General features: G+C 34.3%; 20 protein-coding genes. 15 read left to right on the plus strand and 5 right to left on the minus strand.

Annotated elements, in window-relative coordinates; translation table 11 throughout:
• The first annotated feature begins 1,047 nt into the window (after positions 1-1,047).
• The 3 genes from MK119_RS21265 (at position 1,048) to MK119_RS21275 (ending at position 4,222) form a co-directional block, all read left to right on the plus strand.
• Complete coding sequence (locus MK119_RS21265; RefSeq protein ID WP_290683160.1) at positions 1,048-1,359, plus strand: hypothetical protein; 312 nt, start codon at positions 1,048-1,050, stop codon at positions 1,357-1,359.
• Between the two features lie 100 nt (positions 1,360-1,459).
• Positions 1,460-3,421 carry a DNA primase gene (gene dnaG / locus MK119_RS21270; RefSeq protein WP_290683162.1) on the plus strand — a complete coding sequence of 654 codons (1,962 nt, stop codon included), beginning with the start codon at positions 1,460-1,462 and terminating at the stop codon, positions 3,419-3,421.
• Positions 3,422-3,454: 33 nt separating this feature from the next.
• Positions 3,455-4,222 carry a hypothetical protein gene (locus MK119_RS21275; protein WP_290683164.1) on the plus strand — a complete coding sequence of 256 codons (768 nt, stop codon included), beginning with the start codon at positions 3,455-3,457 and terminating at the stop codon, positions 4,220-4,222.
• An 85-nt stretch (positions 4,223-4,307) separates the two neighbouring features.
• On the opposite strand, the gene MK119_RS21280 is transcribed toward MK119_RS21275, so the two are convergent.
• Both MK119_RS21280 and nadE read right to left on the minus strand, forming a co-directional pair.
• Positions 4,308-4,937 carry a response regulator transcription factor gene (locus tag MK119_RS21280; protein ID WP_290683166.1) on the minus strand — a complete coding sequence of 210 codons (630 nt, stop codon included), beginning with the start codon at positions 4,935-4,937 and terminating at the stop codon, positions 4,308-4,310.
• A gap of 168 nt (positions 4,938-5,105) precedes the next feature.
• Entirely contained in the window at positions 5,106-5,894 is a 789-nt protein-coding gene (gene nadE / locus MK119_RS21285; RefSeq protein WP_290683168.1) for an NAD(+) synthase, read from the minus strand.
• A gap of 205 nt (positions 5,895-6,099) precedes the next feature.
• Between nadE and gldB the strand changes: the two genes are divergently transcribed.
• From gldB to MK119_RS21300, 3 genes are read left to right on the plus strand one after another with little or no spacing between them, the layout of a single operon-like run.
• Positions 6,100-7,050: a gliding motility lipoprotein GldB gene (gene gldB / locus MK119_RS21290; RefSeq protein ID WP_290683170.1), complete on the plus strand. Its 951-nt coding sequence runs from the start codon at positions 6,100-6,102 to the stop codon at positions 7,048-7,050.
• Complete coding sequence (gene gldC / locus MK119_RS21295) at positions 7,050-7,388, plus strand: gliding motility protein GldC (protein WP_290683172.1); 339 nt, start codon at positions 7,050-7,052, stop codon at positions 7,386-7,388. Before gldB ends, gldC begins: the two co-directional genes overlap by 1 nt.
• Positions 7,389-7,401: 13 nt before the next feature.
• Positions 7,402-7,836, plus strand: coding sequence for a hypothetical protein (locus tag MK119_RS21300; protein WP_290683174.1), 435 nt, complete (start codon positions 7,402-7,404; stop codon positions 7,834-7,836).
• Positions 7,837-7,846: 10 nt separating this feature from the next.
• On the opposite strand, the gene MK119_RS21305 is transcribed toward MK119_RS21300, so the two are convergent.
• Positions 7,847-8,599, minus strand: a complete 753-nt coding sequence (locus tag MK119_RS21305) for a DUF5995 family protein (protein ID WP_290683176.1) — start codon at positions 8,597-8,599, stop codon at positions 7,847-7,849.
• A 146-nt stretch (positions 8,600-8,745) separates the two neighbouring features.
• Between MK119_RS21305 and MK119_RS21310 the strand changes: the two genes are divergently transcribed.
• Positions 8,746-9,123 carry a GTPase gene (locus MK119_RS21310; protein ID WP_290683178.1) on the plus strand — a complete coding sequence of 126 codons (378 nt, stop codon included), beginning with the start codon at positions 8,746-8,748 and terminating at the stop codon, positions 9,121-9,123.
• Here the strand turns inward: MK119_RS21310 and yihA are convergent.
• Complete coding sequence (yihA, locus tag MK119_RS21315; protein ID WP_290683180.1) at positions 9,101-9,706, minus strand: ribosome biogenesis GTP-binding protein YihA/YsxC; 606 nt, start codon at positions 9,704-9,706, stop codon at positions 9,101-9,103. The genes MK119_RS21310 and yihA overlap by 23 nt on opposite strands.
• A 2-nt stretch (positions 9,707-9,708) precedes the next feature.
• The gene (locus tag MK119_RS21320; RefSeq protein ID WP_290683182.1) at positions 9,709-10,473 is read right to left on the minus strand and encodes an alpha/beta hydrolase; all 765 of its coding nucleotides are present in this window, start codon (positions 10,471-10,473) and stop codon (positions 9,709-9,711) included.
• Positions 10,474-10,756: 283 nt separating this feature from the next.
• Here MK119_RS21320 and mraZ point away from each other — a divergent pair, with 283 nt between their 5' ends.
• The 8 genes from mraZ (at position 10,757) to MK119_RS21360 (ending at position 19,937) form a co-directional block, all read left to right on the plus strand.
• A complete protein-coding gene (gene mraZ, locus MK119_RS21325; RefSeq protein ID WP_290683211.1) occupies positions 10,757-11,224 on the plus strand; it encodes a division/cell wall cluster transcriptional repressor MraZ in 468 nt (155 codons plus the stop codon).
• Positions 11,211-12,110, plus strand: a complete 900-nt coding sequence (rsmH, locus tag MK119_RS21330; protein ID WP_290683184.1) for a 16S rRNA (cytosine(1402)-N(4))-methyltransferase RsmH — start codon at positions 11,211-11,213, stop codon at positions 12,108-12,110. Before mraZ ends, rsmH begins: the two co-directional genes overlap by 14 nt.
• Positions 12,110-12,430 (plus strand): FtsL-like putative cell division protein, encoded by a 321-nt coding sequence (locus tag MK119_RS21335; protein ID WP_290683186.1) that lies wholly within the window; start codon positions 12,110-12,112, stop codon positions 12,428-12,430. Before rsmH ends, MK119_RS21335 begins: the two co-directional genes overlap by 1 nt.
• A 6-nt stretch (positions 12,431-12,436) precedes the next feature.
• Positions 12,437-14,443, plus strand: a complete 2,007-nt coding sequence (locus tag MK119_RS21340) for a penicillin-binding protein (protein ID WP_290683188.1) — start codon at positions 12,437-12,439, stop codon at positions 14,441-14,443.
• Entirely contained in the window at positions 14,440-15,903 is a 1,464-nt protein-coding gene (locus MK119_RS21345; RefSeq protein WP_290683190.1) for a UDP-N-acetylmuramoyl-L-alanyl-D-glutamate--2,6-diaminopimelate ligase, read from the plus strand. Before MK119_RS21340 ends, MK119_RS21345 begins: the two co-directional genes overlap by 4 nt.
• Positions 15,904-15,934: 31 nt before the next feature.
• The gene (gene mraY, locus MK119_RS21350) at positions 15,935-17,170 is read left to right on the plus strand and encodes a phospho-N-acetylmuramoyl-pentapeptide-transferase (protein ID WP_290683192.1); all 1,236 of its coding nucleotides are present in this window, start codon (positions 15,935-15,937) and stop codon (positions 17,168-17,170) included.
• A 111-nt stretch (positions 17,171-17,281) separates the two neighbouring features.
• Entirely contained in the window at positions 17,282-18,622 is a 1,341-nt protein-coding gene (murD, locus tag MK119_RS21355) for a UDP-N-acetylmuramoyl-L-alanine--D-glutamate ligase (RefSeq protein WP_290683194.1), read from the plus strand.
• A gap of 91 nt (positions 18,623-18,713) precedes the next feature.
• On the plus strand, positions 18,714-19,937 hold the full coding sequence (locus tag MK119_RS21360) for an FtsW/RodA/SpoVE family cell cycle protein (RefSeq protein WP_290683196.1): 1,224 nt from the start codon (positions 18,714-18,716) through the stop codon (positions 19,935-19,937).
• Positions 19,938-19,995: the final 58 nt, after the last annotated feature.

Below are 19,995 nucleotides of genomic sequence, written 5' to 3' on the forward strand. Positions count from 1 at the left end.
GATTATAAGTAGGTTTACAATCACTCACTTTATTTTTTTGATTTAAAGATTAAAATGTGGTTTTTTTTTTATCTCATATGCTAAAATGATTTCGTTAATAAATTGTTAAAGTTGTACAACGAAACGAAAGTAGGTAAGTGCATATTCTCAGCAAATTCAAAAACGGACACAAGTCAGCAAAAGCGGATAGCAGCTTTCATTTTCGGACAAAATCTTTGAAATCGTTTAAAAAACGGACATTGTGAAAGATGTATTGAGAGCCCTCTTATGTTTTAATCGAATTGTTTTTTTAATAAATCTTAAACTTAGGATTTAATAAAAAAGGTAAAAGTGTAGGAAGGAGTTTCGTCATAATTCATCTAATAGTTCGCAATGTTTGTCCCTTTCATCCAGTACTTAAATTTTGAACAGCTCATAAGGCTTAGAGCCTTTATTTGGAATAGATGAAATACGATCTCAGTTTAATTCTTAGTTATGAATGAAACTAATGGAATCTATATTGGTAAACAAACTTTTGATATTTGCTACAATAAATAAAGGAAAAATATATCACAAAAATACAGAAATGATCGTCTGATTTAAGGAGTTATTTAAAAGATTACCTGAATCTAATGATATTGTTATCGAAACTTGAGGTTCATATGATCTATAACTAGTTAGTTATTTTACAATAAGTACATTACGTTTACTGTTGTTAACTTATAGAATGTCAAACGTTATACTTAGATGTGTTAATTTTTAGATGAAAACCAATGAAATTGAAGATGTCTTAGGAGGACAATCACATTTTGCTCAAAACTTAGGAATTAAATGCAGTGTAAATGACAAATTAATTGTTTATTGGATTTCGTAAACAAATACATTAACGAATTGAATACAATGAGCGCCATTGGAGCAAGTTAAAATGGTCAGAGTTATAGTGCTGTAAAGACAAATAACAGACAAATTACTGCTCATCATAAGGATTTTGATATTGTCAATAAAAATGAACTCAAAACAACCGAGTTATTACTCAAAATTGCAAAAGAAAACAATGAAAATACTGCTTTGATAAAACGGAAAGAAGAGACAATACATTTTTACAAAATCGTAGCAGCGAACTCCACAAATTTGATACAATCGGCTGGCGAAAAATGGGCAGCTATTGGCAATTCAGCTATCAGTTTTGATCTGTTTTCATCACAAGGAATATTTTATGTTATGGCAACTGCAATGCAATTAAGAGCATTGATACAACTATTTGTATTTGCAGATACAATTCAACAAATACATGCAAATCAAATTGATCAGATTTGGCAAGACTATCTCAAGCACAAATCAATTTTCTATCAAGGCGAACAGCGATGGAAAACTGCCTAATTTTTGGAAACAACGAAATAGGAATTTCAAGGGATAAATGCTATAATATTAATCGAAACTTAGTATTTTTGAAAGCTATTCCAACAAAATCCCGAAACCATTGATTTCAAAATCCACCATAGATGCAGTATTTGATATTTCTCGCGTAGAAGAAGTCATCGGTGATTTTGTACAACTCAAAAAAGCAGGAAGTAACTTCAAAGGATTAAGTCCATTCTCGGACGAACGAACGCCTTCGTTCATGGTGTCGCCTGTAAAGCAAATTTGGAAAGATTTCAGCTCTGGAAAAGGAGGAAATGTGGTTGCATTTTTAATGGAACACGAACACTTTACCTATCCAGAAGCCATAAAATATTTGGCAAAAAAGTACGGAATTGAAATTGAGGAAACCGAACGCACGGATGAAGAAAAAGCCTTAGCGAACGAAAAAGAAAGCATGTACTTAGTATCTGAATATGCCAAAAAATATCATCAAGAAACGCTCTGGGAAACGCAGCAAGGTAAAGCGATTGGGTTGACATACTTCAAAGAAAGAGGGTTTACTACAGAAACCATCAAAAAATTTGGTTTGGGTTATGCATTGGATGAGTGGAGTGCATTTACAGATGCAGCGCTCAAAGAAGGATACAATCTTACCTATCTTGAAAAAACAGGATTGACAATTGTAAAAGGCGAAAAGCGTTTTGACCGCTTTAAAGGTCGTGTCATGTTTCCGATTCACAGTATGAGTGGACGTGTGTTAGGTTTTGGGGGAAGAATCTTAACAAATGACAAAAAAGCGGCCAAATATCTCAATTCACCTGAAAGTGATATTTACCATAAAAGTAAAGTCTTATACGGTTTGTACTATGCAAAACAAGCCATTGCTAAAGAAGACAATTGTTACTTGGTAGAAGGATATACGGATGTCATTCAGATGCATCAAGCAGGAATTTACAATGTAGTTTCTTCTTCAGGAACTGCCTTAACGGCAGAACAAATCCGTTTGATAAATCGTTTAACGAAAAACATTACCATTCTCTATGATGGAGATGCAGCGGGAATTCGTGCATCACTTCGTGGTGTAGATTTAATCTTGGAACAAGGAATGAATGTGCGTGTATGTACATTTCCAGAAGGAGAAGATCCTGATAGTTTTACAAAAAACAATGCTGTAGAAGATGTATTGGCATATTTTGAAAACAATGTAAAAGATTTTATCAGTTACAAAGCTTCTTTACTGATGGAAGTTGCCAAAAATGATCCGATCAAAAAGGCAGAAGTTATTAATGATATGATGTCGAGTATTTCCAAAGTTTCCGATCGAATCAAACAGGAATTGTACTTGCGTGAAACATCCCGTATCATGGACATTTCGGAAGAAGTATTATTTGCTACATTGGCGCAATTGATAAATAAAGACCTCAAGGAAGTCAATAGGAAAATCAAAAAAGAGAAAAAGACATTTGATATCATCAAAACAGAGAAAAAATCTGATAGTGTTGATGTACAGTATGTCTTGGAACGTAAAATCATAGAAATTCTACTGATTTACGGGAACATGGAAGCTACGTTTGAAGATTTGATTTTAAAAGAAGATGATGAAGGCGAGTTAAAAATGGAGCGCGAGCAATTTGAAGCAAAAGTGTTTCAAAAACTCTATTTAGATCTACAACAAGACGAAATAGACTTGGCTAACGAAAAATTCAAAACCATCTATTATCGTGCTATTGAAATACTTAATGAAACAGGAAATTTAGAATTAGACACCTTTGTCAATCAAATTGAACCAGAAGTTGCTAACGAAGTCACAGATATTCTCATGAGTGAGGAACGTTATGAATTGCACAACTGGGAAGCACAAAATATCTTTGTAAAACCAAAAGAGGAAACCATTGCGCAATTGACCAGTGAAACAATACTTACCTTACGTTGTTTCTTAATCAACCTTAAAATAGAAGAACTCAAACTGAGTTTGACACCAGAGACACAAGTGGAGGAATTGCAAAATGTATTAGAAGAAATCAAAGACTACATTTTTCTTAAAAAATCGCTTTCTGAACAACTTAAAAGAGTGTTATAAGTTCAGTATTTTTAACTAGAAACTTATTACAATATGAAAAAAATAAGTATTTGCATATTCTTGTTGCAGTCACTATTTCTGTTTTCACAAAATAGGGAAGAGAGTGAAGCGAGTTATGAAATTCAAGGGTATTTTAAAAACTATCAAGAATTCAATTTAGATACACTAAAACGTAAAAAATTTAATTATATCCGTATGATCAACTCCATAAGAGGAGGTTTTGAATTTGAAAGAGAATTAGATGATAGTTTGAAGCAGTCTATTTATACGATTATTATAGATTATCCTCTTGGAAGCTACATGAGACATAAGGAGTATACTGTAAGTGTGTTTTCAGAAAATGATTCAATAATTGGTTTGATAAATTATGACGTATATCGAGGGAATATAAATTCTTATTTCGATTATGAAAAACTAAATGAATATATTGAGTCGCATAATAAGTTCTATAAAACTGAATTGGGAATTTCAGATTTTGTAGATCAATTGAAAAAGAGAAAAATTTATGGATATTCTTGTGGCTCTAACATAAGCGACTTACCCTTGGAGCATGATGATATCTATTTTGATAATATCCGAAATGCCAAATACTTTAGAAATTGGTTAACAGCATTCAATCCGGAATTGCAAACCTTTGGAGTTGAGGCATTGAAATATTTAGAAAAAAATAAAAAACTGCCATTATCTCCATTCGAAAAGAAAATTATCGAGCATATAAAAACTCGAAATTCTAAATTATTAATCTGCGGTGGTTGCGTAGTCTTTCCGCAAAAATATTATGACGAAGCAAATAAAAAATGATGATACGTACATCTTAAAAATACACATATCATCATCAAAATTTTTACTGTTGTAAAGGGAAATCTTTATAAAAAAAAAGTTTCTGTTACAGTAACTCTAATGCTTTGGCTTGTTGTAGTAAATCAACCAAGTTGTCTACGTTCAACTTACGCATTAGACGAGCTTTGTACGTGCTCACAGTTTTTTCATTCAGATTTAGTTCTTCAGCAACGTGCTTGTTACGTTTACCAGAAGCTAAAAGTTTTAATACTTCTACTTCTCTTGTAGACAAACGTCTGAAGAATCTGCGGGGTTTGTTTGTGCTTTCATCAAATGCTAAGCGTTGTGCTAACTCGTTACTGATATAGATGCCTCCATTTGCAACTTTAACAATAGCGTCTTTGATAACATTTGTAGCTACGGATTTTGATAAGTAACCAGATGCTCCAGCTCTTAATGTGCTTACTGCGTAAACATCTTCAGAGTGCGAGCTAAACATGATTACTTTCACGTCAGGGAAGTCTTTTTTAAGTCTTCTCAAAGCAGTAATTCCATTGACTTCAGGAATATCCATTTCAAGTAAAACAACGTCTACATTTTCTTGACCAATAAAGTCAAATAATTCAGAAGTAGTAGCAGCTTTTCCTACTACATCAATCTCAGTAGAGTTCTTGAATAAGGCTTTAATTCCTTTTCGAACAATGGGATGATTGTCTGCAATTAATACTTTAACCATAATTTAGTTTTTAAAGTTATTATTAAATCAGACCATCACATAAAGAAAGACTCGTTAATGATATGTCATGCAAACATTAAAACGAATCAATTTTTATTTCAGGTTTAGGGGGTCTGTAGAAACAAATTTAAACAAATTTTTATAAAAACTATTAAAAAAGGTGATTTTTTATGTAAGATTTTGCGGTATTATGCAGACTGGAATTGGAATCATTTTATGTTGGTTCGCAGTATTATATCTTTTGTAAATTTTGAATACTTCTTGCTGTCTTCCAGTAAAATCGTCTACAGTTTTTCCTTCATCGTTCATGTGCATCGCCCACTCCAATTCATCATAGCTGGCGCCAATTTGATCTTCGTCACTTCGAGCGTCTCCGAACAAGCCATCTGAAGGAGCTGCTTTCATAATTGAAGTAGGAACTTCTAACGCTTCTCCCAACATATACACTTCACTTTTCATTAAATCGGCAATAGGACTCAAATCAACACCACCATCGCCATATTTGGTATAAAAACCAACACCAAAATCTTCTACCTTATTTCCTGTCCCAGCAACTAGTCTTCCCAGTAAACCTGCATGATAATACAAGGTTGTCATACGTAAACGAGCTCTGGTATTTGCCAATGCCATGTCCACAGTTGCCTGTGCGCCTTTTAAAGAAATTTCGGTCTTAAATTCCTCAAAAACAGATGTTAAATCTACACGTGTATCTGTCACATTTTCAAAGCGTTCTTTTAATTGTTTAATGTGTTCTTGTGCGCGTGTAACATGACTTTTTGCTTGATGAATTGGCATCTCTATGCACAACGTTGGCAAGCCAGTTTTTGCACACAAAGTAGACGTGACAGCAGAATCTATTCCACCAGAAACACCTACAACAAATCCATTTACTCTTGCGTTAGTAGCATAATCTTTTAACCATCCTACAATATGATCTATAACCTTATCAGTTTTCATTTGTCTCTTTTTTATTTAATTGATTCTGTCAGATAAAATTTACCTATCACTATGTCAAGTTGATGCAGACAAATTTATCCTGACTCATTTCCTGTTTTTCGATTTTTTTACAAGATAAAAAAAGTAACTTTGTACACAAAAATAGCGTCGCAATAAAATTTATAAATACAGATTGCGTTTATCTATTTGATTAATAGAAATTCCTATGAGAAAAATATTGTATTTCTGCTTGCTGATCTTTATTGGATGTGCCGAAGAAAACTCGCTTGAAAAAGAAATTGCAGCCATTCCAATTGATGTGAATGTGGTGCGATTTGATCAAGTATTTTTAGGTGCGAAACCATCAGATTTACCAAAGTTGAAAGAAGTATATCCGTTATTTTTTCCGAGTTCCGTGCCAGATTCTACGTGGATTTACACGATGAACGATCCGCTGCAAAAAGAACTAAAAACCGAAATAGACGCGGTTTTTACAAATTTTGCTGCAGTTCAGCGTGGTATTCAATCTCTATTACAACACATCAAATTCTACTTTCCAGAATATGGACAGCCAGAAGTGTTTACGGTAACTTCTGAAGATTATCGAAAAAAAGTAATTCTAAATCAAGATATTATTTTGATTGCCTTAAATACGTATTTGGGAGCAAATCATAAATATTATGAAGGAATTCAAAAATATATTTCCCATGGTTTTGAAAAGGAAATGATTCCAATTGACATTGCAAGTGAATTTGCTTACGCACAAGTAAAACCATCGCGTGAACGTACGTTTTTAAGCAAGATGATTTATTATGGAAAAATACAATACATAAAAACGCTTTTGGTGCCAAACGCAAGTGTTGCTATGCAGTTTGAGTATACGGATCAGCAAGCAGATTGGGCTGAGGCGAACGAATTGCAAATCTGGACTTATTTTATTGAAAAAGATTTATTGTACAGTACGAATTCTAAATTGGATTCTCGTTTCTTAAATCTGGCGCCTTTCTCTAAATTTTACTTAGAATTAGATAATGAATCTCCTGGAGGAATAGGGCGTTATATTGGTTATCAAATTGTAAAGGCGTATATGCAAAATAATGATGTATCTTTGCAAAATCTTTTGAGAAAACCCTCCAAAGAAATATTTAACAATTCAAAGTACAAACCAAAGAAATAATGGCGAAAAAAACGACGTCCGAAATAAAAGTTGCAGTAACTGTTGATGAAAATAATGTGCCAGAAGCAATCAATTGGACCGCGAAAGATGGTGGTATAGAAAATGAACCTTCTAAGGCTGTAATGTTATCTGTTTGGGATCATAAAGCGCAAGAAAGTTTGCGTATCGATTTATGGACAAAAGACATGCCTGTGGACGAAATGAAAGTGTTTTATCATCAAACATTAGTGTCTATGGCGCGTACATTTCAACGTGCAACTAACGATGAGAAAATGTCTGCTACGATGATGGATTTCTGTGATTATTTTGCAGAGAAATTAGAGATTGTTAAAAAGTAATGAACAAAAGCTCTTGGAAATTTTAGGATATACTATATGGAAACCTCTTGTAACATGCGAAGGAATTTGCGATAAAGAACCATTTGAAACTCCCTTACTAATATTTATTAAAAATTTTCCTGAATTGATAAATGAATTTTATGCAGGAAATGAATTTTGGGTCACACCAAAAGAGGAGTACGTTGATTTCTTAAAAACACTTATATCTGAAAGACTTCAGATTATAACTAATAAAGGAGATTGGAGAGCTGATTTCTCAAAAGAACAATTAAAACTTTTTGAAAACTCAGAAATGATTGTTCAATCTGCTTTTTTGGGAAAACAATATGAGATTAATGTTATGAATAGATTTAATTCTATTACAATAAGTTTAATCTCTTTTTACAATAATTTAGTTGCTGTTAAACAAAATTCAGGTCTAAAAGTTATTCCTAAAATAAAAAGATAAAGACTAATGTCTAATTTTTCTCTAAAATCTCAATGCGTGTTTTAATAGTACCTGTTTCTTCCAGTCGAATAATCTTAAATAATAGTCGAATCAAAAATCCTGGGTCAACAACAATATTGGCTTTTTTGGTCACTTTTTTATCGCGTTCCTGAATTAATTGTGACCAATCAGTTTCTGGAGAATTTGCTAATAATGTAGCATATTCCCATGCGCCATCCCGGGCGAGTTTCATGCTAAAATCAGTCAAAATCAAGCTAAACTTTTCGGTTTTCTTTATAATTTTAGCTAAAAATCTCCAAATTAGCGATAATTCGAGTTGAACATCATGAACCAATTCACTTAAAATTTCATTGATCTTATTGAAGTCGTCGTGTAGATTTTCTATGTTTTTTCCTTTCATCACTTCCGCAGCAGCAATTCCTAAATCCAGATTAATATGTGCGTTCATTCCTAAAAGCAAATGTTGTAACACAATCAGCCAATAACTATCTGCTTTGTCAAAAGCAATTTGCCATGAAGTTGTCGGTTTTGCTCCGTTTTTAAACTCTGTATACGCTTGTAAATAGCGATTTGCAAAAATTACATCCAATTTTTCCATGCGAGGGTTATCATCAAAAAAATCATTTTCAATTCCTGCCTTAACTTTACAGGTTACTTTGTGGTACAATGCCGCGAAATATCCCATCGTACTTGGAATTAGTTTATTCTCCTCAATGATTTGATCTAAGAATGAAATGACTTCATCAATTGTAGTTGCTTGCATGGTTGGTGTTTTTAGCCTCTTAAAAGTATAAAAAATGGTTTAGCTTGAAAAGGAAGTGTTATTTTTTCGACAAATAGAATAAAAGTATTATGAGTGGCTTTAGGTGTCAAATTAATGTCAAATACCCAAAATCTATTACCTAAATAATGCAAAAAATAATCTTCACATATAATGCGCGATCAGGGAAACTAAATAGTTTGCTCGATGTTGCGCATAAATTAATTAGCCCCAAAACGTATCAATGTAAATTGTGTACCATAACACATGATACATTCAAAGAAAACGCACTTTGGAAACAATTTAGAAAAAACACATCACTTCCGTTAGTATTTTTGCATAGTGACGAATTTGAAAAGCAATACAAAAATATAGAAACAAAATATCCAGTAATATTTCTACAAGAAGGAGAAAAATTAACAGAATGGATTTCGAGAAGTGAGATAGAAAAAATTGAAACTACTCAGGAGTTAATTAGTTTGATAAAATCAAAATCAAAAACTATCAATTTTTCAAATCTTGATTGATTTGCCCAATGAAATTTAATACTTCATCACGACCAATAGCTTTTGAAGAAGAAGTCACAAAATACTGCGGCATTTCTTCCCAAACATCTTCTAATAATTTAGCTTTGTAATTTTCAACGTGCTTATCAATCTGTGAAGGACGTAATTTATCAGCTTTTGTGAAAATAATGCAAAAAGGAATCTGATTTTCGCCCAGCCATTGCATAAATTCTAAATCTACCTTTTGCGGTTCGTGACGAATATCTACAAGGACAAATCCGCAAACCAATTGTCTGCGTTTTCTAAAATATTCGGTAATAAACTTTTGAAAAACTTTTTTAGCGCTCTTAGAAACACGCGCATATCCATATCCGGGTAAATCCACTAAAAACCATTCGTTATTAATCTTAAAATGATTAATTAACTGCGTTTTCCCTGGTCTTCCAGAAGTTTTAGCTAGGCTCTTTCGCTGTGTCAACATATTGATTAATGAAGACTTTCCAACGTTAGAGCGTCCAATAAAAGCATATTCAGGAATTGGATTCTTCGGACATTTTGCAACGTCTGAATTACTCATCACAAATTCGGCAGATTTGATCTTCATGACTAAAAATTACGTTTGGTCAGCCAATCTTGCAAACACTCATTAAATTCTTGTGGATGTTCCATCATAGGAGCATGCCCACATTTATCAATCCAGTACAAGTCAGAATCAGGAAGTAGCTCATGAAACTCCTCAGCAACATTAGGCGGCGTAACAATGTCATTTTTTCCCCAAATAATTCCTGTCGGAATGTTCATTTTAGGCAAATCTTTCCCCATATTATGGCGAATAGCACTCTTAGCAATTGCTAACGTTTTAATAAGTTTACTTCTATTATTTACGGTCGCAAAAACTTCATCTACAATCTCTTTCGTAGCAACGGCAGGATCGTAAAAAACATCTTCACTCTTCTTTTTAATAAACTCATAATCGCCACGTTTTGGATATCCATCACCCATAGCGCTTTCGTATAATCCAGAACTTCCAGTAATGACTAAACCTTTCACTAATTCAGGGTACAACTTTGTAGTTAGCAATCCGATGTGTCCGCCAAGAGAATTTCCAAGCAAAATAGCTTTGTCGAGTTTCTTGTGGAGTGTAAATTCTTTGACATACTTCGCAAAATTCTTTACGGTTGTCTTAAGAAGTGGCATTGTGTAAATAGGCAACTCAGGAATTAAAATCTTATATCCCTTTGTTGAAAAATTTTCGGTAACGGCTTCAAAGTTACTCAAACCGCCCATTAAGCCATGCAAAATAACGATAGGTGTTCCTTCTCCTAATTCGAGATAATTGAATTTCCCTTCCCTTTTAAAGCTTTCTTTCATTAATGGCTATCAGTTTTTTAACAAGAGACAAATATAGGCATTTCGAAATTATTAAAATGCTTTTTTTTTAATGTCTCAAAAATTAACAAAACATAACGAAAATATTCTAAAAATTGATAGTTCTATTCTGAAATACCTACTTTCAACAAATTGATTTAAAGCGTAATTACAGGCTTTTTGGAGAAAAAATAGAAAAACTTATCAACAAAGTGGTAAAATGTGGTAAAATGTGGTAAATTTTTCAATATATTTGAATCTTATAATAGGTACACCATATTCTCAAGTGATTAATTTGATTGGAACATACGAATGTAAAGTTGACGCCAAAGGGCGAATGCTTGTTCCTGCTGATTTAAAAAAGCAGTTGTTACCTGTATTACAAGAAGGTTTCGTGATCAAAGAAGGTTTGTTTGGTTCATGTTTAGAATTACATCCAATGAGTGAATGGAATTTGATGACGCAAAAGCTAAACAAACTAAACCGCTTTAAAAAGAAAAATGTGGATTTCATTCGAAGATTTAATAAAGGTGTTCGTATGGTGGAAATTGATGCGGCAGGAAGATTGCTGATTCCAAAGGACTTAGTGGTTTTTGCAGGAATCAAAAAAGAAATAGTGCTTTCTTCAGCTATTAATATCATTGAGATTTGGGATAAAAAACAATATGATGCTGCTACCGATGATGCAGATATTGATATCGGAGATTTGGCAGAAGAAGTAATGGGAAATGACGATGGAGATGGAATATCATAATCCAGTATTACTAAAAGAAACGGTTGACGGACTCAACATCAAAGAAGATGGAGTGTATGTAGATGTGACTTTTGGTGGCGGTGGACATTCAAAAGAAATTTTGAACCGATTAGGAGAACATGGAAAACTATATGCATTCGATCAAGATCAAGATGCGCTTGACAATGCTATTGATGATCCGCGATTTACGTTGATCAATCAAAATTTTAGACATCTTAAAAAGTTCTTGCGCTTTTACGGCGTACGAAAGGCAGATGGAATTCTAGGTGATTTTGGAGTTTCCTCACATCAGTTTGACAAAGCAGAAAGAGGATTCTCATTGCGCTTTGAAGCTGATTTGGATATGCGAATGAACCAAGAAGGAGAGATTTCTGCTTATCATGTAGTAAATGAATATGACGAAGAAGACTTGCGTTCGATTTTATCATTATATGGAGAGTTGCGAAATGCGAAAGCAATTGCAAGTCAGATTGTATTGGAAAGGTCAGAAGCTCCAATTCGTACAACAGAAAATTTGCGTGTAGCATTGCAGCGATTTTTGCCAAAGCACAGAGAACATAAAATATTGGCGCAAATCTATCAGGCAATTCGTATTGAAGTTAATCAGGAAATAGAAGTCTTAAAAGAATTTCTAATGCAAACGCAAGAAGTGTTAGAAGAAGGTGGGAGAATTAGCTTAATTAGCTACCATTCACTGGAAGATAGATTGGTAAAACGATATATCAGAAACGGACTCTTTGAAGGCGAACCTGAAAAAGATTTTTATGGAAGGGTAGAAGTGCCATTTAAAAAAGTAGGCAAATTGATCATTCCATCAAACGAAGAAATAAAAACAAACAACAGAGCACGTAGTGCAAAACTAAGAATAGCAGAACGGCTGAAGTAATGAAGAAGCAAAATATATATGACATTCTAAAAGGAAAGTTCCTTATAAAAGACGACGCCATCAAAAATTGGCGATTCATCGTTTTTGCTTCGTTCTTGGCTTTAATTATGATTGCTAGTTCGCATTGGGCAGATCAAAAAGTGCATCGAATCGCAAAACTAAATGATGAGGTGAAAGAGCTGAAAAGTGAATTTGTAGATGCGAGGACAACATTACAGCAATTAAAGCTAGAATCGTATATCACCGAAAAAGTTGCCAATAGCGGATTGGCGCCATCAGAAAACCCGCCGAAAAAAATTAGAGTAAAGTCGCAACAATAATCATAAATGCCAGTAACCGAAAAAAACATATTAAATCGTTTATATTTTGTCGCAGGAGGTATGTTTCTCTTCGCGATTGCGGTTGTGGTACAATTGATCAACGTGCAATTTGTAGAAGGTGACAAGTACAAAGCAATGGCTTTAGAAAGTACAGTGCGAAAAGCTGTGATTGAGCCAAGTCGTGGAAATGTATATGCAGACGATGGAAGTTTGTTAGCGACTTCAGTGTCTAAATACGATATCTATTTTGATACAAAAACAGTAAACAAAACTGTATTTACAGATAATGTAAAAGCTTTGTCAGATTCATTATCAAAACTATTAGGGAAGTCGTCTTTATATCATGAAAAAAGACTGACAGATGCTCGAACAAACAAAGCACAATTCTTACCAATTGCCAAAAATCTTAGTTATTCAGAATATATCCGTATCAAACAATTTCCAATCTTCAAACGCGGTGCTTACAAAGGAGGATTCATCGATAAAGTAAAAACAGTTCGCGAACATCCTATCGGGAATATTGCAAGAAGAACGGTAGGATATGAATTAAAAGATGAAAAAGGGCACTATACAAAAGTTGGTTTAGAAGGTGCTTTCGGAAAATACTTACGTGGAAAAGAAGGAAGTCGTATCGAACAAAAAATCGCAAAAGGACAATGGAAACCTGTTTCTAACGATAATGATTTAGAGCCACAAGACGGTTTTGATATAATATCAACGGTAAATGTAAATATTCAAGACATTGCGCATCATGCGTTGTTGGAGCAATTAGAAAAATATAAAGCGGATCACGGTTGCGTGGTGGTGATGGAAGTGGCAACAGGAGAAATAAAGGCGATTTCAAATCTAGGAAGAAACAGCAAAGGGAAGTATTCTGAACGACTCAATTATGCAGTTGGTGAACGACATGAGCCAGGTTCTACATTTAAGTTAATGTCTATGGTAGCGGCCTTGGAAGATAGAGTGATCGATAGTGATCATTTGGTAAACACAGGAAATGGACGTTTGACTTTTTATGGGGAAACTGTGGAAGATTCCAACAGACGCGGTTATGGAACTATTACTGCATCCAAAGCATTTGAAGTGTCTTCGAATGTGGGAATAGTAAAAATTATCGATGATTTCTACGGAAAAAATCCAAGAAAATTTGTGGACAGACTCTATAATATGAATCTGCACGAAACGCTCGATTTGCCAATTCTAGGTGAAGGGAGACCAATTGTGCCACATCCAAATGATAAAACTTGGAGTGGAATTTCATTGCAATGGATGGCGTATGGTTACGGAGTAGAGCTAACACCATTACAAATACTCGCTTTTTACAACGCAATTGCAAACAATGGTGAATTAGTGCGTCCGCGATTTGTAAAAGCAGTTCGTGAAAATTGGTACACAAGTGAACAAAAATTTGAAAAAGAAGTCATTAATCCATCAATCTGTTCAGAAGAAACAGTAGCAAAAGTTAAAAAGATGATGCTAAATGTGGTGGAGAAAAAGCATGGGACAGGAAATGGATTGTACTCTCCAGATTTTTCAATGGCAGGAAAAACGGGGACTTGTCAAAAGAATTACGGAGGAAAAAGAAGTGAGGTAAAATATATTTCAAGTTTCGCAGGATTCTTTCCTGTAAAAGAGCCGAAATACTCGTGCATTGTAGTTATTCATGAGCCAGTCCAAGAAATTGGATACTATGGCGCAGATGTATCTGGACCAGTATTCAAAAAAATTGCACATAAAATATACAGAGATACGCCAATATTTGATCAAGTAGAAAATATTGAAAAGGTGAATGATGTCGTAGAGCAAAGCTATAAGTCGTATCAGGATAAATCAATAAAATATAAAACAATTGTTCCAAATGTTGTGGGGATGCCAGCCATGGATGCTATTCCACTATTAGAAAACTTAGGATTGCGGGTAGAAATCAATGGAAGTGGAAAGGTGAGGAAGCAATCATTAGAAGCGGGAAAAAAAATAGGAACAGAAAAACGAATTGTACTAGAACTATCGTGAAAATACTAAAAGACATATTATATAAGGTGCATATCGAAGCAGTGACTGGTGATACAAATATTTCTGTGCGTGAATTGGTCTTTGATTCACGAAAAGTGCAAACGAATGACGTGTTTATCGCAATTAGAGGATATGAGGTAGATGGACATAGTTATATCAGTGCTGCAATAAAACTAGGAGCTGTCGCTATTATTTGTGATGAAATCCCAGAAAAAATAGTCAATGGAGTAACCTATATTCAAGTAGATAATGGAAGTAGTGCATTGGCAATTATGGCTTCGAATTTTTATGGAAATCCTTCTGAAAACCTAAAGCTAATTGGTGTTACAGGAACCAACGGAAAAACGACTGTTGCTACCTTATTATATCAGCTCTTTAAAAAAGCAGGATACAAAGTCGGATTATTATCTACGGTAAAAATCTTAGTAGATGATACGGAGTACAAAACAACACATACAACTCCGGATTCATTGACCATTAATAGGTATTTAGAAAAAATGAATCATGAAGGTGTCGAATATTGTTTTATGGAAGTTTCTTCACATGGAATTCATCAAAAAAGAACGGCTGGTTTAGTATTTCAAGGTGGAATCTTTACGAATTTATCACACGATCATTTAGATTATCACGATACGTTTGCTGAATACAGAGATGTCAAAAAGAAATTCTTTGATGAATTGCCAAAAGAAGCGTTCTGTCTAGTCAATATTGATGATAAAAACGGCTTGATTATGATGCAAAATACGAAAGCCAAAAAATACACCTATGCACTAAAAACCTATGCAGATTATCGTGCGCAAATCTTGGAAAATAGATTGGCAGGATTGCTTTTAAAAATAAATGACAACGAAGTTTGGACAAAGCTTATAGGAAGTTTCAACGCGTACAATCTATTATCTATTTACGCTACAGCAGAATTGTTAGGCTTAGAAGAAATTGAAATCTTACGATTAATCAGTGAACTCGAAAGTGTAAGCGGGCGCTTTGAATATTTCATTACAAAAAATAAAATAACAGCAATTGTTGACTATGCACATACGCCAGATGCTTTAAAAAATGTGCTGCAAACGATTAACAACATACGTACAGGAAACGAACAACTCATTACAGTTGTTGGTTGTGGAGGAGATAGAGATGTGACGAAACGTCCGAAAATGGGGAATATTGCATCTACTTTAAGTACAAAAGCCATCTTTACTTCAGACAATCCGCGAAGTGAAGATCCATTAACTATTATTGAAGCTATCGAAAAAGGTGTTGAGCCGCAAAACTATAAAAAAACACTTTCGATTACAGATCGTAAGCAAGCCATAAAAACGGCCTGTCAAATGGCGAATGAAAATGATATCATTCTCATTGCAGGAAAAGGACATGAAACCTATCAAGAAATCAACGGAAAACGAACTGATTTTGACGATTACAAAATAGCAAAAGAAATACTCGATAATCTCAACGAATAAACAACAATAAAAAGCCTCAACAACAAAGAATATGTTATACTATCTATTTGAATATCTCGAACAGCAATACCAGTTTCCAGGTGCGTCCTTATTTGGATACCTGAGTTTCAGGGCAGCAATGGCAGTGATTCTTTCGTTGTTAATTTCCATGATTTTTGGAAAGAAAATTATCAATTACTTGCGCTCCAAACAAATTGGAGAAACGGTGCGCGATTTAGGATTAGCTGGGCAAAAAGAAAAAGCAGGAACGCCAACCATGGGAGGAATCATTATCATCTTGGCAACTTTGGTTCCTGTGCTGCTTTTTGCAAAACTAGAAAACATTTACATCATTCTATTGATAGTAACCACGATTTGGATGGGAATTATTGGTTTTATAGATGATTACATCAAGAAATTTAAAAACGACAAAAAAGGCCTCAAAGGAAAATTCAAAATATTAGGACAGTTAGGATTGGGAATCATCGTTGGAGCAACGCTATTCTTTCATAATGATGTTACTATTCGTGAAGAATTACCAGCAAATCAACAACAGGAAATTGTGATGAATAACAATGTTCCTACAAAGAAATTTGGTGAAGAAGTACGCTCTATGAAAACGACCATTCCTTTTGTAAAAGATAATGAAATCGACTATGCAAAATTGGTGACTTGGATCAATCCAGACTATGCAAAATATGCTTGGTTGGTATTCATTCCAATTGTCATATTTATCATCATGGCGGTTTCTAATGGAGCAAATCTCACAGATGGAATTGACGGACTAGCCGCTGGAACTTCCGTCATAATTGTGCTCACCTTAGGAATATTTGCATGGATATCTGGAAATCTAATTTTCTCAGAGTATCTTAATGTTATGTATATCCCAAGAGCAGGAGAAATTACCATATACATTGCTGCATTTGTAGGAGCATTGATCGGATTTTTATGGTACAACACCTATCCAGCACAAGTATTTATGGGTGATACAGGAAGTTTAACCATTGGAGGAATTATTGCGGTAATCGCAATTGCAATCCGTAAAGAATGGCTCATTCCAATTTTGTGTGGAATCTTCTTGGCTGAAAACTTATCGGTTGTCATGCAGGTGAGTTATTTCAAATACACCAAAAAGAAATTTGGAGAAGGAAGAAGAATATTCAAAATGTCGCCTTTGCATCATCACTATCAAAAACTAGGATATCACGAAAGTAAAATTGTAACCAGATTCTGGATCATCGGAATCTTGCTAGCAATTCTAACGATTGTAACCTTAAAAGTGAGGTAATATTTGAAGCTAAGAGTGAGGAGTTAACAAATCAACACTTCGAGAAGCTCAGTGTAAACAAAAAATAAAAAGCTAATAGTTAACAGCTAGCAGCTAATAAAAAAACAAGTAGTGTCAAAACAACGAATAGTCATATTAGGAGGCGGAGAAAGCGGTGTAGGAACAGCAATCTTAGGAAAGAAAAAAGGCTATGAGGTGTTTGTTTCTGACAAAGGAGCTATCAAACAACACTATAAAAACGTTCTGAATCAGTTTGAAATTGATTGGGAAGAAAAGCAGCATACAGAAGCTAAGCTTTTCAACGCTGATGTCGTAATGAAGAGTCCTGGAATTCCAGATACAATTCCTTTAGTAAAAGCGCTCAAAGAGAAAGGAATTGCAGTGATTTCTGAAATAGAATTTGCAGTACAATTTACAGAAGCAACAATTGTAGGAATTACAGGAAGTAATGGGAAAACTACCACTACGATGTTAACGCATCATGTATTAAAACAAGGTGAGTTAAATGTAGGTGTTGCAGGAAATATGGGAGACAGTTTTGCGAAACAAGTAGCAGAGCAATCCTATGATAAATATGTGTTAGAGTTAAGCAGTTTTCAGCTTGATGGGATTGTTAATTTCAATCCGCACATTGCAATCATTACGAGTATTACACCCGATCACTTAGATCGATATGACTATAAGTTTGAAAACTACATCGCTTCAAAATTTAGAATTGCGATGAATCAAACGGAAAACGATTATCTCATCTACGATGCAGATGATGAGGTCGTTGTAGAAGGAATAAAAAAACACAATATAAAATCAACGCTAATACCATTTTCGCTTACAAAAAAGCTAGAAAATGGCGCGTATATAGAAGATGAAAATATAATACTAACGATACAAAATAAGACCATAACTATGCCGACGGACTCGCTAGCCCTAGAAGGACAACACAATGTAAAAAACGCAATGGCAGCTTCTGCAGTTGCTCAACTATTAAACATCAGAAAACAAACCATACGTGAAAGTATGTCAGGATTTCAAGGTGTAGAACATCGTTTGGAAAAAGTATTAAAAATCCAAAATGTTCAGTACATCAATGATTCCAAAGCAACCAATATCAATGCAACATATTACGCGTTGGAAAGTATGACGACACAAACGGTTTGGATTGTTGGAGGTGTTGATAAAGGAAATGACTATTCAGACTTATTGCCTTTGGTTCATGAAAAGGTAAAAGCAATAGTTTGTTTAGGAGTAGACAACTCAAAAATTATTGAGTCATTTGGAAGAGTAACTGATTTAATGGTAGAGACAACTTCTATGAGTGAAGCTGTAAAAATTGCGCACAAAATTGCTGAAAAAGGAGATAATGTATTGTTGTCGCCAGCATGTGCAAGTTTCGATTTATTTGAAAATTACGAAGAAAGAGGAAAACAGTTCAAAGAAGCAGTAAGAAGGTTATAAGGTAGTTACATGATGAGTTTAATCATGTTAATAACTAAAGATAAAGAGTGAAAAAATATTTGTGTATTCGTGGTAAAAACTAAAAACAAAAATGAACACCATCTTTAAAAACATAAAAGGAGATAGAGCGCTTTGGGCAGTAGTAGCCCTATTGGCGTTATTCTCGTTTTTACCTGTATACAGCGCAAGTAGCAACTTGGCGTATTTATATGGAGATGGAAATACATTAAAGTTTTTGGTGAAACATGCGTCGCATCTATTTTTAGGATTTGCTATAATTTACGGAGTGCATCGTATGCCGTACCATTATTTCAAAGGTTTGTCTATCATAATGTTGCCCATTGTATTGTTTTTCTTAATCTATACGTTGGCACAAGGAACAACCATTGGAGGAGCCAATGCAAGTCGTTGGATGCGAATTCCTTTTGTGGGGCTCAAATTCCAAACATCCACATTAGCAGGTGTTGTTTTGATGATATATGTAGCGAGATATCTATCAAAAATAAAAGACAAAGTCGTCACTTTTAAAGAAACCATTTTGCCGCTTTGGGTTCCAGTATTTTTAGTAGTTGGATTGATATTGCCAGCGAACTTTTCCACAACAGCAATCATCTTTTCTATGGTGTTGATGTTGTGTTTCTTAGGAGGATATCCGTGGAAATATCTATTAATGGTTGTAGGCTCAGGTATTATAGGTTTGTTGTTGTTTATCGTGATAGGAAGAGCTATTCCTGGACCAATTCAGGTTAAAATACAAACATGGGAAAACCGTGTAGCGAACTATTGGAATGCCGAGAAAAAAGAAAATACAGAAGGGAATTATCAAATAGATCGTGCAAAAATTGCAATTGCTACAGGTGGAATCGTTGGTGTTGGAGCAGGGAAAAGTGTAATGAAGAACTTATTGCCGCAAAGTGCATCAGATTTTATTTATGCAATTATAGTAGAAGAGTATGGTTTAGTAGGAGGTTTATCGTTACTCTTTCTATATATGTTATTGCTCTTTCGGATTGTTATTGTGGCGCACAAAGCAGATACAATATTTGGAAAACTTCTCGCAATAGGAGTAGGATTGCCTATTGTATTTCAAGCATTAATTAATATGGCAGTTGCGGTAGAATTATTTCCAGTAACAGGGCAAACTCTGCCATTAATTAGTAGTGGAGGAACTTCCATTTGGATGACTTGCTTAGCTATTGGAATTGTATTAAGTGTTAGTAAGAAAAGAGAAGAAATTTTAAAAAGCGAGGAGAAGGAAGAAAAAGAGGAAGCGGTCGAGGAAAATCCATTAGCCGTATTAAGTGATGCTATGTAAGAGATCAAATTGTAGATGAAAAGAAGCATATCAATGAATAGCTAGAAAGCTACAAATA

It is taken from the genome of Kordia sp. (genome assembly GCF_022447245.1).
Classification (GTDB): Bacteria; Bacteroidota; Bacteroidia; order Flavobacteriales; family Flavobacteriaceae; genus Kordia.